Source organism: Brevundimonas naejangsanensis (assembly GCF_003627995.1).
In the GTDB taxonomy this organism is placed as follows: domain Bacteria; phylum Pseudomonadota; class Alphaproteobacteria; order Caulobacterales; family Caulobacteraceae; genus Brevundimonas; species Brevundimonas naejangsanensis_B.
The window spans coordinates 2,338,433-2,354,647 of the sequence record NZ_CP032707.1 but is presented as its reverse complement, the minus strand read 5'-3'; the positions used below and the strand labels follow the sequence as shown (position 1 = coordinate 2,354,647).

7 protein-coding genes are annotated in these 16,215 nt (G+C 67.5%); 5 read left to right on the top strand and 2 right to left on the bottom strand.

Going from position 1 to position 16,215, the window contains the following annotated elements; genetic code table 11:
• The first annotated feature begins 94 nt into the window (after positions 1-94).
• A complete protein-coding gene (locus tag D8I30_RS11105) occupies positions 95-1,120 on the top strand; it encodes an alpha/beta hydrolase (RefSeq protein WP_121482802.1) in 1,026 nt (341 codons plus the stop codon).
• A 69-nt stretch (positions 1,121-1,189) separates the two neighbouring features.
• On the opposite strand, the gene D8I30_RS11100 is transcribed toward D8I30_RS11105, so the two are convergent.
• Positions 1,190-2,362 (bottom strand): acetyl-CoA C-acyltransferase, encoded by a 1,173-nt coding sequence (locus D8I30_RS11100; protein WP_121483503.1) that lies wholly within the window; start codon positions 2,360-2,362, stop codon positions 1,190-1,192.
• A 409-nt stretch (positions 2,363-2,771) separates the two neighbouring features.
• Here D8I30_RS11100 and D8I30_RS11095 point away from each other — a divergent pair, with 409 nt between their 5' ends.
• The 4 genes from D8I30_RS11095 to D8I30_RS11080 all read left to right on the top strand — a co-directional run bounded on the left by D8I30_RS11095 (position 2,772) and on the right by D8I30_RS11080 (position 15,882).
• Positions 2,772-11,801: a peroxidase family protein gene (locus D8I30_RS11095; RefSeq protein ID WP_121482801.1), complete on the top strand. Its 9,030-nt coding sequence runs from the start codon at positions 2,772-2,774 to the stop codon at positions 11,799-11,801.
• Between the two features lie 87 nt (positions 11,802-11,888).
• Positions 11,889-13,637: a type I secretion system permease/ATPase gene (locus tag D8I30_RS11090; RefSeq protein WP_240387220.1), complete on the top strand. Its 1,749-nt coding sequence runs from the start codon at positions 11,889-11,891 to the stop codon at positions 13,635-13,637.
• Positions 13,638-13,641: 4 nt separating this feature from the next.
• Positions 13,642-15,000, top strand: coding sequence for an HlyD family type I secretion periplasmic adaptor subunit (locus D8I30_RS11085; RefSeq protein WP_121482800.1), 1,359 nt, complete (start codon positions 13,642-13,644; stop codon positions 14,998-15,000).
• A 189-nt stretch (positions 15,001-15,189) separates the two neighbouring features.
• A complete protein-coding gene (locus D8I30_RS11080; RefSeq protein ID WP_121482799.1) occupies positions 15,190-15,882 on the top strand; it encodes a LuxR C-terminal-related transcriptional regulator in 693 nt (230 codons plus the stop codon).
• 120 nt (positions 15,883-16,002) lie between these two features.
• Here D8I30_RS11080 and D8I30_RS14480 read toward each other — a convergent pair whose 3' ends face one another.
• Entirely contained in the window at positions 16,003-16,155 is a 153-nt protein-coding gene (locus tag D8I30_RS14480) for an efflux RND transporter permease subunit (protein ID WP_162938884.1), read from the bottom strand.
• Between the last annotated feature and the right edge of the window lie 60 nt (positions 16,156-16,215).

The window sequence follows — 16,215 nt, the reverse complement described above, 5'->3', positions numbered from 1 at the left end:
CGCCAGACGAACACAAAATTTTATCTCGCCTGCATCCATTACTGCTCCGCTTGGCCTCTCATTCGCAAACCCTCATTCTTTTCGGATCATTCCCATGCGACACCCAGCTTTGGCTCTTTCGGCGGCCCTTTCCCTCATGCCGATGGCGTCGTGGGCGCAGTCGGAGGTCGAGGTCAGGATTTCATCCGGCGACGCGGTGCTCGCCGGCACGCTCGCCCTGCCCAAAGACCCCCCGCGCGCCGCTGTCGTGTTGATCCAGGGCGCCGGCCCCCACGGTCGGAACCAGGTGATCTCAAGGGCGCCGATGTTCAAGGAACTGGCCGACGGTTTGGCCCAACAGGGCATCGCCAGCCTTCGCATCGACAATGCCGGGGTCGGCGCCTCTACCGGCCAGCGCGTCCAGCACTTCAAGCAGCGGCAGCCGCACATCATCGCCACGTTCGACGCCCTCGCTGAGCGGCCCGAACTTCAGAATGTCCCGCTGGGCCTGATCGGCCACAGCGAAGGCACATTGGTCGCCTCGTCCATCTGGGCGGATCGCAAGGACGCCATCGACTTCATGGTGATGCTCGGCGCCCCGGGTCGACAAGGACGCGCGGTCTGGGTCGAGCAGCAATCCAATCCTGCGCGTTTTCCGGACCACGGCCCTGAAGACCACCAAAGGCTCCGCGCCGCGTTCGACGCCATCGCGGAAGCGTCCATCGCGGCGGACCGGGCGGCCGTGACGGCGGCCGTCGATCATCTCTTCGAACTGGTGCGCGCGACGCCCGAGGAGATCGCTGAGAACAAGCCCGGCTTCATTGACCGGATGGCCAGTCCCGAAATGCAGGTATGGCTCAGCCACGACCCGGCGCCCGTGTTCGGCCAGATAACCGACCCGACCCTGCTGGTCTGGGGCGATGCGGACTCGCTCACCTCGCCCGTGCAGAACCTGCCCGTCTTCCTGGCCGAGAAGAATCCTGCCGCCGAGATGACGTTCATCGTGCTCCCGAACGAAGATCACTTCTTCCTGCGCGGCGAAGGACTGGCGCCGGGACAGCATCGTGCTGGAGCCATGAGCCTCAGTCCCGCCATCGTGACGACCGTCAGCGACTGGATCGCCGCTCAGGCCCGCGAATGAAGGAAAGGGCGGCCGCGGCCGTGCCTGCCTTACGAAGCGCCGACGGCGAAGGCACGCGCTGGACTGCGGCTACAGCACCTCGAACAGCCCCGCCGCCCCCATGCCGCCGCCGACGCACATGGTGACGACGACGTAGCGCACGCCGCGACGGCGGCCCTCGATCAGGGCGTGGCCGACCATGCGGGCGCCGGACATGCCGTAGGGGTGGCCGATCGAGATGGCGCCCCCGTCGACGTTGAGCCGCTCGTTCGGGATGCCCAGGACGTCGCGGCAGTAGAGGACCTGGACCGCGAAGGCCTCGTTCAGCTCCCACAGGCCCACCTCCTCGGTCTTGAGGTCGAAGCGTTCCAGCAGGCGCGGCACGGCGACCACGGGGCCGATGCCCATCTCGTCCGGCTCGACCCCCGCCACGGCCATGCCGACATAGCGGCCCAGCGGCTTAAGTCCGCGACGCGCGGCCTCTGCGGCCTCCATCAGGACGCAGGCCGAGGCCCCGTCCGACAGCTGGCTGGCGTTGCCGGCGGTGACGATGCCGTCGGGAAAGACGGTGCGCAGGCCGGCCAGGCCCTCTGCCGTGGTGTCCGCCCGAGCGCCCTCGTCCCGGTCCAGCGTCACCTCGCGCCAGGACACCTCCCCGGTCTGTTTGTCGGCGACCTTCATGCGCGCGGCCATGGGGACGATTTCGTCTTCGAAGCGGCCCGCGGCCTGGGCGGCGGCCGTCCTCTGCTGGGACTGCAGGGCATAGGCGTCGCACGCCTCGCGCCCGATGCCGTAGCGCTTCGCCACCACCTCGGCCGTCTGCAGCATCGGCATATAGGCGTCCGGCGCGTGCTGCAGGACCAGGGGATCGCTCTCGACGCGCAAGGCCTCGGTCTGGACCATGGAGATGGACTCCACCCCGCCCGCCACCGCTACCTGCATCCGGTCGACGATGATCTGCTTGGCCGCCGTGGCGATGGCCATCAGGCCCGAGGAGCACTGGCGATCGAGGGTCATGCCGGGGACCGCGGCCGGAAAGCCGGCGGCCAGGGCGGCGATGCGGCCGATGGTGTGCTGCACCCCTTGCGGCAGGGCGCAGCCGATCAGGCAGTCCTCGATCTCGGCCGGATCGACCCCTGCGCGCTCGACCGCCGCCCTCAGGGCATGGGCCGCCAGGGCGGGCGAAGACGTGGCGTTGAAGGCGCCGCGATAGGCGCGGCCTATCGGCGTCCGCGCGGTCGAAACAATGACGGCCTCACGCATCAGCATATCCTCCTTGCGGCAGGCGGCCCCGCCGATGGCTCGGTCCACAATGGGCGGACCTCCGTCTTATTCAAATCACTTCTCGGCGGGCTCCGGCCGGCATGGGCAAGCCACCGCCGCGTCCGCTTCACGCCGCAACCCGAGCGGGCCGCGCGAGCGCTGCCCCAAACAGTCTAAGTCAAACGTCTTAGGTCGAACGGCCGCGGGGCCTAGACGTCGGCGGCGCGCGAACTAGGCCTGCTGGCCAAATCGACGCCCATCGGCGGCGGGCGGATAGTGTCCGGAAGCACAAAAGGCCGTCGTCCGGATTGCGGCGTCGGCGATCCGCCCGGACGGTCGTCCCGACTGCGCGAGCGGCCGCCAAGGCACGCCCTCTTCATCGTCGGCCCCGACATACTCGGAGGTCGTCATGGTCGCGCTCAATAAACACGATCTGGAATTCATTCTGACCCAGATTCGCATCGCCGAGGCGCACGCCAACGGCACGCCGCTGACCGAGATCCGGCTGGACGCCTCGGGCCGGGTCATCACCGACCGGGCCTGGTACACCTCGGCGGCCTTCGACCCCAGCCTGCCGCTGGCCATTCCCGACGCCAAGACGCCCTACGGCCTGCGCACCGTCGACGGCAGCTACAACAACATCGTGCCCGGGCGCGAGCACTGGGGGGCTGCGGACCAGCCCATGCCGCGCCTGCTGCGGCCCAACTTCATCAATGAGAACGACGACAGTTTCGCGCTGGGCGGGCAGACCGTCACCAACAACGACTACGGCGTCATCGGCGCGCCCTCGGCGGGCAACGGCGGCCATTCGGGCAATGTCGCGGACGCCGATCCGCGCCTGATCTCGAACCTCGTCGTGGACATGAGCTTCAACAACCCGGCCGCCATCGTCGCCGCCCTGACCTTCGCGGGCTCGGCCGACGTCTATGGCGACCTGGCCGTGGTGCGCGCCGCCCATGCGGCCCTGATCGGGACTCTGACCACGATCAACGCCGACGCCGGCATGACCGAGGCCGAGAAGCAGGTCGCCCGGGACGCCGCCCAGGCCACGTTCGACGCGGTTCTGGAGGCCAAGGGGCTGGAGGCCGAGAACGGCTCCCTCATCATCCCCAATGTGGCGGCGGACGAGGGCCTGACCGCGCCGTTCAACGGCTGGATGACCTTCTTCGGCCAGTTCTTCGACCACGGCCTCGACCTGATCACCAAGACCGACAACGGCACCATCTACATCCCCCTGGCGCCCGACGATCCCCTACGGACGCACGGGCCCGACGGCGTGCCCGGCACGGGCGACGAGGTGGGACCCGAGAACGCCTTCATGGCCCTGAGCCGCGCGACCCCGGTCGCCGGGCCAGGCCCCGACGGGATCATGGGCACCGCCGACGACACGCGGCACGAGGCGCTCAACGTCACCACCCCCTTCGTCGACCAGAACCAGACCTACACCTCGCACCCCTCGCATCAGGTCTTCCTGCGCGAATACGCCACGGTGAACGGGCGGACCGTGGCCACCGGAAGGCTGCTGGACGGCGCCAACGGCGGTCTGGGCACCTGGGGCGACGTCAAGGCTCAGGCGCGGGCCATGCTGGGCATAGAGCTGAGCGACCTGGACGTGTTCAACGTCCCCCTGCTGCGCACCGACGCCTACGGCCGCTTCATCCCCGACCCGGTCACAGGCTACGCTCAGGTGATCCTGCACATCGGCGCGGACGGGGTTCCGAACACGAGCGATGACGTCGTCATCTCGGGCACGGCGGCCAATCCGATCAACCTGATCGCCATGGCGACGACCCCGGTCGTCGTCGGCGGCGTCAGCTATTTCGGTCCCGTGCGCACGCCGCACGCCTTCCTGGACGACATCGCCCACGCCGCCGTGCCCGGCACGCTATTCGACGCCGACGGCGACCCGACGACGCCCGGAACCCTGATGGTCCAGGCCGATTCCGACACCACGGCGGGCAATAAGATCGCCACGGACTTCCGGGGCCGCAAGGTCGCCTATGACGACGAGCTGCTGAACGCCCATTTCGCCACCGGCGACGGGCGCGGCAACGAGAACATCGGCCTGACCGCGGTCCACCACGTCTTCCACTCGGAGCACAACCGCCAGGTCGACGCGCAGAAGCTGACCATCCTTCGCACGGCCGACATGGCCTTCATCAATGAGTGGCTGGCGACCGACATCGCGGGCCTGCCGCTGAACTTCGCGTCGCTGTCGCCGCTGAACCAGCTGGCCTACGCCAACACGCTGAACTGGGACGGCGAGCGCCTGTTCCAGGCCGCGCGCTTCGCCACCGAGATGCAATACCAGCACCTGGTGTTCGAGGAGTTCGCCCGCCAAGTGCAGCCGATGATCGACGTTTTCGTCTTCAACAGCGCGCCTGACATCAATCCGGCCATCTTCGCCGAGTTCGCCCATACGGTTTACCGCTTCGGCCACTCCATGCTGACCGAGAACATCAGCCTGGTGTCTGCGGCGGACGGATCGCAGAGCGAGATCGGCCTGATCCAGGCCTTCCTCAACCCCGTCGCCATGAACAGCCTGGGCACGGCCGATCAGGCCACCGCCGCCATCGTCGCCGGCATGACCCGCGTGCGCGGCAACGAGATCGACGAGTTCGTCACCGGCGCCCTGCGCAACAACCTGCTGGGCCTGCCGCTGGATCTGCCGGCCATCAACATCGCGCGCGGCCGCGACGCGGGGATTCCGTCGCTCAACGACGCCCGCGCCCAGCTGTACGCCGCGACCGGCTCGACCTTCCTGGAGCCCTACAAGAACTGGGTCGACTTCGCCGCCAATCTGAAGAACCCCCTGTCCGTAGTGAACTTCATCGCCGCCTATGGCACCCACGCCAGCATCACCGGCGCGACAGATTCAGCGTCCAAGCGCGAAGCGGCCTGGAATCTGGTCTTCGGCGCGGCGGGTGAAACCACGGCCGAGCGCGCCGCGCGGATCGCCTGGCTGAACGGACCCGCGGCCCAGACCGGGGTCAACGCCATCGACTTCTGGATCGGCGGCCTGGCCGAGAAGAAGATGCCGTTCGGCGGCATGCTGGGCTCGACCTTCAACGCCGTGTTCGAGGCCCAACTGGAGAACCTGCAGGACGGCGACCGCTTCTACTATCTGACTCGCACCCAGGGCCTGAACTTCCTCAACCAGCTGGAGGAGAACTCCTTCTCCAAGCTGATCCTCAAGAACTCGGCCCTGTCCGATCCCGGACCCGACGGCATCCGCGGCACCGGTGATGACATCGTCAACCGCCACATCGGCGTGAACGCCTTCGCCGACTACGACCACTATCTCGAGGTCAATGCGGCGATGCAGCTGGAGGCTGACCCCGTCGGCAACGACCCCGTGCTCGAAGGCATGGGCCGGGGCAAGGTCCAGCGCGACGATCCCCTGACAAGCGCCGTGGAGACCAATTTCCTGCGCTTCACCGGCGGCGAACACGTCTCGGTCGGCGGCACCAGCGGCAATGACACCATCATCACCGACTTCGGCGACGACTCCATCTGGGGCGGAGCGGGCAATGACCGCATCGAGTCCGGCGCCGGCGTCGACCTGGTCAACGGCGGCGACGGCGACGACATCATCACCGACAGCGGCGACTCCGGCGACTTCCTGAAGGGCGAAGGCGGCGACGACGTCATCGCCAACTCCAACGGCTTCGACATCCTGATGGGCGGAACCGGCAAGGACGTCTTCTTCGTCGGCGTTGACTCCACCGAGGTGTTCGGCGGCGAGGGCGATGACTTCATCCTGGGCGGCGACGGCGCCGACTTCCTGATGGGCAACGAGGGCGACGACTGGATCGAGGGCGGCGCAGGCTTCGACGTCATCGCCGGCGACAACTCGGAGCTGTTCTTCAACTCGACCATCATCGGGCACGACGTGATGTTCGCCGGTTCCGACGAACAGGACTTCGACGCCGAGTCCGGCGACGACATCATGGTCCAGGGCGAAAGCGTCATGCGCAACGAGGGCATGCTGGGGTTTGACTGGGCGATCCACAAAGGCAGCGCTCTGGCGGCCGATTCCGATCTGACGACCCCGATCTTCACCACCGACCAGGCCGACATCCTGCGTAACCGCTTCGACGCCGTGGAGGCGCTGTCCGGCTGGAACAAGAATGACCGGCTCTGGGGCGACAATCGCGCGGCGCCCACCGATAGCGGCAACGTCCTTGCTGGAGCCGAGGGCACCATGATCGGTCACGAACTGGACCAGGCCGGCATCGACCGCATCGCCGGCCTCAACCAGATCATCACCCCCAATCTGATGACGACGCGTCCCTATTGGGCGGACGGCACGGGGACCGTGAAGTCGGTCTTCGTCGGCGGGAACATCCTGCTGGGCGGCGGCGGCAGCGACGTCATCGAAGGTCGCGGCGGCGACGACGTGATCGACGGCGACGCCTGGCTCAACGTGCGGATCTCGATCCGCAACGCGGCGGGCGCCGAAATCGCCACGGTCGACAGCCTCAAGGACAATGTGACGCTCGGGGGCGTGACCAAACCGCTTTCGGTCTGGATGCTCGATCGCGCCATCACCCCGAGCCAGCTCCACATCGTGCGCGAGATCAAGCACGACGACAGCGGCACCGACATCGCCGTCTATTGGGACGTCCGCGCCAACTACGACATCACCTCAAATCCTGATGGAAGCATCACCGTCTTCCACCGCGCGCAGACCGTGGGGGCGATCGATCCCGCCACGGGCCAGAACCGCGTGTCCGACGGGACCGACACCATCCGCAACATCGAAGTGCTGCGCTTCGCCGACGGCGACGTCAGCCTCTCGCCGCCGCAGCTCTTCCTGCAGCAGGTCCTTCGCCAGTACGCCGACAACTTCAATACCGCGAGCTTCGCGAACACGACGGGCAATGCGCCTTGGGCGTCGTCCTGGGTCGAATCCAACGACAGCGGCGGCGTGACGACCGGCCAGATCCGGATCGACGCCGGCAACAACAACGTCCTGCAGTTCACGCAAGGCGATGGCGCGCAGATTCAGCGGACCGTTAATCTGGCCGGCAAGCTGTCGGCGTCGCTGGCCTATTCGGTGGCGGAAACCGGCCTCGACGCCGGAGAAACCGTGACGGTCTTCTTCTCGCGGGACGGCAGTGAAGCGGCGATGGTCCAGATCGACCTGATCACCGGCGCGACCAACAATGCGAACAGGACCATCGCGCTCGCCGGCCCCTTCACCCAGAACGCCTTCATCCGCTTTGTCGCGTCAGGCATTTCGGCGACCAATGAGACGGTCAACATCGACAATCTGACCGTCACCTTCACGGAGTCGGCGAGCAGAGACTATGAGACCACCTTCACCGAGGACGGCGCCGATCAAAGCATCGCGTCCAACCCGCTGATCGTCGAGGATCAACGGATCGTCTCGGCGCGCGTGGTCCTGACCAATGCCCAGGCGGGCGATGCGTTCGACGTGCCGAACAACCTGCCGGGGAACATCACCCGCACGATCGACACCTCCGTTCCGGGTCAGATCATCGTGACCCTGACCGGCAACGAGCCCAGCATCGCCAACTGGCAGGCGGCGCTTCAGGCGGTCGAGTTCCGCAGCACGTCACAGAACCCCAGCACGGTGGATCGTATCATCGAGGTGACCGTCAATGACGGCCTTCTTTCCAGCCAGGTCGCCCGCACCATCGTCAACGTCGTCGCGGTCAATGATCGGCCGGCGGTCAACAATGACACGGTGATCACGAACGTCACGACCGGATCCTTCACGATCCCCGAATGGGTGCTTCTGCGCAACGACGACGACGTCGACGGGAACACCATCAGCATCACCGGGCTCAGCGGCGCCAACGGCCTCACGGCGACCCGATCCAACGGCGTTGTGACCGTGACCGACACGGGCGGGCCCGGCGGCTCCTTCGTCTACACGGGCAACGACGGCTCGGGCGCCGCAAACGCCACGGACACGGCGACGGTGGCGGTCAACCGAGACGTGACTGGAACCATCAATGGCGCGAACGGGGCCGAAATCCTGATCGGCGACAACGCCAACAGCACGTTCGACGGGGCGGGAGGCGACGACGTGATCCTCGCCAGCGGCGGCAACGACATAATCCTCTGGAATGTGGGCGGCGGTCGTGACTTCGTCGACGGCGGCGCAGGCACGGACACCTTCACCGTCAACGGCAACAACACGGCCGAGGCCTTCGTCGTCTACTCCCGCGTCGCGGCGCTGGCCGACGGCATCCTCGGCCTCCGTCCCGAGACCGAAATCGTCGTGACCCGCAATGGCGTGGTTATCGCCGAGCTCGACAATATCGAAGAGATCTTCATCAACACCGGCCCGGGCAACGACACCGTCACCACGCGCGGCAACTTCGACCCCACCAGCCTCAGCTTCTCGACCATCACGATCAATGACGGCGGCGGCAACGACACCGTCGACATCACGGGCATGGAGTCCGCGCACCGCGTCGTCCTCCGCTCCAACAGCGGCAACGACACCATTGTCGGCAACCTGCGGCCCCAGGACGTGATCGAACTGGCCCAAGGAAAGACGCTCCAGGATTACGTGAAGACGTTCAATCCGAACGGCAGCGTGCGGCTGGCCAGCGACACGCACACGGTGACCTATTTCGGCAGGCCCAGTGTGGCCGCCGACGGCGTCGTCCTGCCGACCTCCAACAGCGCCTTCGACCTGCCGATGGACCAGGAGGACTTCCGCGACCTGCTCGACATGGTCCGCGACGGCCTGGTGCGCGACGCTTCAGGCCTGGGCAACAACATCGGCGCCCCGACCCTGGCCAACGCCGGCCAGCCCTTCATCCGCCTGACGAGCGCCCATTATGCGGACGGCGCGGCCGCCCCGCGGCAGACCACCCTCACCCCGCGGCAGATCTCCGACCTGGTGACCAACCAGGACAACGACGGCGACGGGATCGAGGACGACATGCCCAACGCCTTCGGCGGCACGGCCCTGCTGGCCGCCTTCGGCCAGTATTTCGACCACGGCCTGGACTTCATCCGCAAGGGCGCGCCCGGCTCGGTTGAGATCGGCTCCGACGGTTTCCCCATCTCGGCGCCGCGCGCCAACATCATGCCCGGCACGGGGGTCGATCCGGACGGCGTTCCCGGCAACGGCGACGAGATTCCGGCGCGCTACATCAACGACACCTCCCCCTTCGTCGACCAGAACCAGGCCTATGGCTCGCATGACGCGATCACCGATCTGCTGCGGGCGTGGACGACCGGCGCCGGGGGCCAGCCCGTCCAGAGCGCCTATCTGCTGAAGGGCGCGGCGGACGCCTCGGGTCACGCCAACCTGCCGACCCTGAACGATATTCGCGCCAACTACCGGATCATGACCGGCGGCCAGGACCTGACGGCCGAGGACATCGCCAACTACGACGGCACCGGCGAGCCCCTGCTGATCGACTTCGTTCCCGTCTACAGGACCGATCCGGCGACCGGCGCCCGGGTCCTCGATCTGGACGCCATCGGCCACTACTTCGTCGCCGGCGACGGGCGTGCGAACGAGAACGTGATGCTCACCTCGATCCACACGGTCTGGGCGCGCAACCACAACCACTGGGTCGACCGCATCAAGGAGGCGACGGGCGGGACCTGGACCGAGGACGAGTATTTCGAGGCCGCGCGCATCATGAACGTGGCGGAATACCAGCGCGTGGTCTTCACCGAGTTCACCCGCGCCATGGCGGGCGGCTTGCCCGGCATCGGCGGCGACGATAACGACGACGAGCATGGGTTCGAGGGCTATGATCCCACGGTCGACGCTTCCATCTCGCTCGAGTTCGCCCAGGCGATCTATCGCTACGGCCATTCGATGATGAACGAGACGGTGGCCTATCGCGCCGCTGACGGTTCGCTGAAATCCATGTCCCTGGTCGACGCCTTCCTGAAGCCCGAGGTGGTGGCCGGATTGGGCATCGAGGCGCTCCTGGCCGGGGCGGCCTCGGTTTCCCACCAGGCCATCGACGTGGACGTGGTCAACGCCCTGCGCAACCAGTTGGTCGGCCAGCCCCTCGACCTGACCGCGCTCAACATCTTCCGCGGCCGCGACGTGGGCATCGCCCCCTTCAACACCGTGCGGGCCGAGCTCTACGCCAAGACCGGCCTGGCCAGTCTCAGGCCCTATGCCGGCTGGGAAGACTTCCAGGCGCGCAACCGCCTAACGGCCGCCGTGGTCGATCAGTTGAAGGCGGCCTATCCCGACGGCTTCGAGAGCATGGACCTGTGGATCGGCGGCCTGTCCGAGCGGGCCATGCACGGCCAACTGGGCTCGACCTTCGGCTACATCTTCCTGGATCAGCTGAACCGGCTGCAGCACGGCGACCGGCTCTACTATCTCGAAATCTTCGATGACTCGCTCTTCAAGGACAACGCCTTGACCTTCGCCGAGATCATCATGCGCAACACCGGGCTGACCAACCTGCCCGAGTTCATCTTCCAGCCCAACCCGCCGCCTCCGGTCGAGGACGACGATGAGGAAGACGGCGACAATGACGACGACCCCGTTCCTGGAGGCGACGACGAGGATGACGAGGACGATGATGACGATACGGCCTCTCCCCCTGGCGACGACGGCGAGGAAGACGAGGACGACGAGGACGAGGACGAGGACGACGGCCCCGTCGCGCCTTCGGCTCCGACCGGCCAGACCCTGACGGGAACGTCGGCCGATGAACGTCTGACCGGCGGCTCCGGCGACGATCTCATCGTCGGCGGGTCGGGCGACGACCTGCTGGAGGGCGGTTCCGGCGATGACCGGCTGGAAGGCGGCTCTGGCGACGACCGGCTCTGGGGCGGGTCGGGCGACGACCTGCTGGACGGCGGGTCGGGCGATGACTTCCTCTACGGCGGGTCGGGCGACGACGTGCTGAGAGGCGGCTCAGGCGACGACCGGCTGGATGGCGGCTCAGGCGACGATGTCATGACCGGCGGGTCGGGCGACGACGTCTTCGTCTTCGGCGACTGCGATCGGGTGACCGACTTCGCCATCGGCCAGGACCGCATCGACATCAGCGCCTTGGGCGTCACCGCGCCGACCTTCGCCTCCATCGTCGCGGTCAGCGCGGCCGGATCGGCGACGGCTGTCACCATCGGCGGCAAGACCATGCTGCTGGACGGGCTCGGCGGCGCGACTCTGAACGCTTCGGCCTTCATCCTGGCCGGCGACGGCTCGGAGACGCTGGCCTTTGTGCCGGGCGGGGAAACCCCAGCGCACGTCGTCGATCCGACCCTGCTCGATGAGTCGGATTCCTTTGTCCTGGGGCCCATCCAGCCGACCGCGCGAAGCATCCGGGGATGCGAGCACGACGACGATCAGGTCGTTTCCGGCCGCTGGACCGCTGCCGCGTTCGCTCTGCAACTGCCGTCCGTGGCGCCGGAACCTTGCCCGGAACATGATCCGGCCTCGGACGACGACGGCTACGTCTATGGTTGACGGCATCCCCCACGGGCGGCGCGCCTCCTCTCCTCCGAGGGGGGCGCCATCCCGTGAAGGCGTCGTCTCTGTCGAGGAGACATTCCGGTGAAGATCGTACTGGGCGGCATGCCAAAGCCTTTCGAGGCCGCATTGAAGGCCTGCCGCGGCTATTTCTGGCTGGCCGCCTTCTTCAGCGCCCTGGTCAACCTGCTCTACCTGGCCCCGACCATCTACATGATGCAGGTCTATGACCGGGTGGTGCCCAGCGGCAGCGTGCTGACCCTGGCGTGGCTGACCGTCGTCGTCTGCTTCGCCCTGGCCACCCTGGCGGCCCTGGACGCCACGCGGAACCGAGTGATGAGCCGGGCGTCGCTGCGCCTGAACCGCATCCTGGCAGGCTCCATTCTGGACCATCTGATGATGCGGCGGCGGCTCGCGCCGGGCGAGCCGTCGACGGCCCAGGCCATGCGCGACTTCGACGCCTTGCGCACCACCCTGACCGGGCCCGCCGCCATCGCCCTGATGGATATCCCGTGGACGCCGATCTACCTGATCGTCGCCTTCATGATCCATCCGTTCCTCGGCGGCCTGATCATCGTCGGGGGCTGCGTGTTGACGATCCTGGCCCTGGCCAATGAGCGCAGCACCCGCCAGGGCTCGGCCGACAGCCGCCAGGCCTCCGCCCTGTCCCACGCCGCTCACGACACGGCGGTGTCCATGTCGGAGGTCATCCGCGCGCTGGGAATGCGCCGCGCCGTGGTGTCGCGGCAGTTGGAGGCGCGCTCGCACGCCTTGGCCGGCGGCCTCGACGCCCAGATGCAGGGCAGCCGCTATACCGCCCTGGTGAAGTTCACGCGCATGGCGCTGCAGTCCATGGCGCTCGGCCTGGCCGCCTGGCTGGCGGTCAAGGGGCAGATCTCCGTGGGCGCCATCATCGCGGGCTCGGTCCTGCTGAGCCGAGCCTTGCAGCCGATCGAACAGACGGTCGGGGCCTGGCCGTCGATCGCCCAGGCCCGACAGGCCCTCGGCACGCTACGGACCCTGCTGGCGGACGCGGAGGTCGCGGCCCAGCCGGTCCTGACCCTGCCGCCGCCGCTCGGCCACGTCGAATTGCTCAACATCAGCGTGCGCAATCCCGAAGGCACCGCCTACCTGCTGCGTTCGGTGTCCATCGCCCTCGTCCCCGGCGAGATCGTGGGCCTTATCGGTCCGTCCGGCGCGGGCAAGTCGACCCTGTCGCGCGTGGCGGCCGGCGCCCTGGAGCCCGACGGCGGCGAAATCCGCATCGACGGCGCCAGCTACGCCGACTGGGACCCCGAGAGCCTGGCCCGCCACATCGGCTATCTGCCGCAGGACTGCGGCCTGTTGCCAGGCTCCATCAGCGACAACATCGCCCGCTTCAGCGACGCCGGCTCGGCCTTGCGCGAGGAAATCGACCGCAGGGTGGTCGAGGCAGCGATGCGCGCGGGCGCGCATGAGATGATCCTGCGCCTTCCCGGCGGCTACAACGCCCAACTGGGCGCCAACGGCCAGGGCCTTTCAGGCGGTCAGGCCCAGCGCATCGCCCTGGCGCGCGCCCTCTATGGCGACCCCAAGGTCCTGGTCCTCGATGAACCCAGCGCTTCCCTGGACGCCGAGGGGGAACTGGCGCTGCGCAGCGCCATGGACGCGGCCAGGGCGCGCGGGACGGCGATCCTGATCGTGGCGCATCGGAGCGCCGTGCTGCGCAACGTCGACCGCCTGGCCGTGCTGAGCAACGGGATGATCGAAACCCAGGGGCCCCAGGCCGAGGTGCGCGACACCCTCGCCGCCAACGCCGCCAAGAGCAACGTCGTCAACATGAAGCCGAGGTAGCCCGATGGCCGCCCCCCTGTTCCAAACGAAGTCCGGCGTTCTCGATGCGGCCAACGACCATCTGGAGCGGCCTCACCGCGAAGCACGGGTCGGCTTTCTGATCGCCGCGGCCTTCTTTCTCGGCCTGCTGGGCTGGGCCGCCGTGATCCCGCTGGACGCCGGCGCCATGGCCGACGGCGTGGTCGCCGTCTCGGGCAACCGGCAGGCCGTCCAGCATCGCGACGGCGGCATCGTGACCGATCTCTATGTTTCCGAGGGGCAGACGGTGAGCGCGGACCAGCCCCTGCTGCGCGTGGCGACGCCCGAACTGGCGGCGTCCGAGCGGGCCATGACCAGCGAACTCATCACCCTCCTGGCCCGTAGGGCTCGCCTGACCGCGGAGCGCGACGGGCGCGCCGCCCTGGAGGAACCCGCCGCCTTCGCCGCCCTGACCGAGGCTGATCGCGCCCTGGCCGCCGAAGCGTTGGCCGGACAACGCCAGTTGCTCGCGGCGCGGCGGTCCTCGATCCAGACCGAGCACGCCGTGCTGTCGCAACGCATCCGTCAGCAGTCGGAGCAGATCGGCGGCCTGTCTCACCAGATGGCGTCCAATCGCGAGCAGCAGCGGCTGTTGAACGAGGAACTGGTCGGGATGCGACGGCTGCTGCCTGACGGCTTCGTCGCGGTGAACCGCATCCGCGCCATGGAACGCGCCGCTGCCGAACTGGACGGCGCCTACGGAGCCCTGAGCGCGGACTCGGCCCGAACCTCGGAAGCCGTCGGCGAGACGCGGATGCAGATGATGTCCCTGGACCGAGCCCGGCTCGAGGAGGTGGCCACGGAATTGGGCGAGTTGCAGCAGCGTCTTGACGAGATCCAGCCCAAGCTCGCCGCCTCGCGCGAACAACTGGCCCGGTCGATCATCCGCGCGCCCGCCGGCGGCAAGGTGGTCGGCCTGAAAGCCTTTACCGTGGGCGGGGTGGTGGCCGCCGGCTCCACCATCATGGAGATCGTTCCCCAGGACCGCGCCCTGGTCGTCAAAGCCCGCGCAGCGCCGACCGACGCCGACGACCTCAAGATCGGCATGGGCACCCAGGTCCGCTTCCCGGCCATCCAGGAACGCAATCTGCCGATCCTCAAGGGCGCGGTCAGTCGGGTCTCCGCCGACAGCTTCGAGGATGAGCGGACCGGCGTCCGCTACTTCGAGATCGAAGTGACGGTGCCGCCCGAAGAGCTCGACAAGATCCGCCGCCTGCGCGGCGAGACCGGGCTGAGAGCGGGCCTGCCCGCCGAAGTCCTGGTGCCCTTGCGCCGCCGCAGCGCCCTGAACTACCTGCTGGAGCCCCTCACCCAGACCTTGTGGCGCTCGGGCCGACAACACTGAAAGGGAACGATGGGGCACGAAGTCATCACAAGGCTATGATCATGACGACATTCCGTGGATATATTCATCAAATGACTATAACCAAGGCCAATACCCACGCCATATAAAAGTAGAGCTTCCAAGAAATATTGTAGAAGTTACAATATTAAAGCATAATTGTGACCTCTCCATCGCGGAGATGGCCATTCCATGTCAGCACATTTGTCGATGAACACAATCGTGGTGGCCGACGGCCAGCCGCTTTATCGCGCCGGTCTAGTGGCGACGCTGCACAACTACCGCGTGGCGAAGGTCATTCGCGAAGAAGCGGATTTCCCCGGCGTGCTGGCCTCCCTAGCCGCGGCGCCGGACACGCGCCTCGTCTCCATCGACCTCGAACTACCCGGCATGGGGGCCTTGTCGGGCGTTCGCCGCCTGCGCAGCCGCCACCCGGCCGTGAAGGTGGTCGTCGTCGACTGGCCGGAAGCGCAGCGGGCGGTTTTCGACGCCCTAGCCGCCGGGGCGCACGGCTATGTGCCCAAGCAGCATTCCCCGTCCCAAATGGCCGCCGGTTTCCAGGCCGTGCTCAAGGGCAACATCTACGTGCCGGCCAGCGTATGCGACGAGCCGTCGCCGCCATGCGACTCCAGCCGACGCGACGGCCAGCCCCAGTTGCTGACGCGCCGTCAGCGCGAAGTGCTGACGCTGCTGACGACCGGACGGTCCAACAAGGAGATCGCCCGCGCCCTCATGATTTCGGAAAGCACCGTCAAGGTTCACCTCGCGGCGGCGTTCCGGCTTCTTGGCGTGCGCAGCCGCATGGCGGCGGCGACGGCGCTGCGCGGGTTTGCGGCGGCGGCCGGAAGCGACGGCGTTGATCCGTCGCGACACCATCCGAAATGACGGCATCACAAATGAAGAGACTCTCCGAAAGGCTTCGAAGGGTCCCGTCACAATTCATTTCATATCCGGCGCTTATCGACGCCTTCGGCAGTGACGCCGCAAGACACTGAAAGGTCAGGATCAATCACCCCGCCCGATGGCCAGGGGCTTCTGCATGGCCGATCCCTCGCCCAGCCCGAACGCCAGCGGCGACAAGGCCAGAATGATCCGGCTGCGCACATCCGCCGTCACCTCGTCGATCGGGCGACGTCCGGTGGCATGGACCTGCCCCACTTGGGCCTCGAAGGTCGCCGTCAGGGTCCGGGCGCAGCCGGACCGGCCCCGAGATCGCTC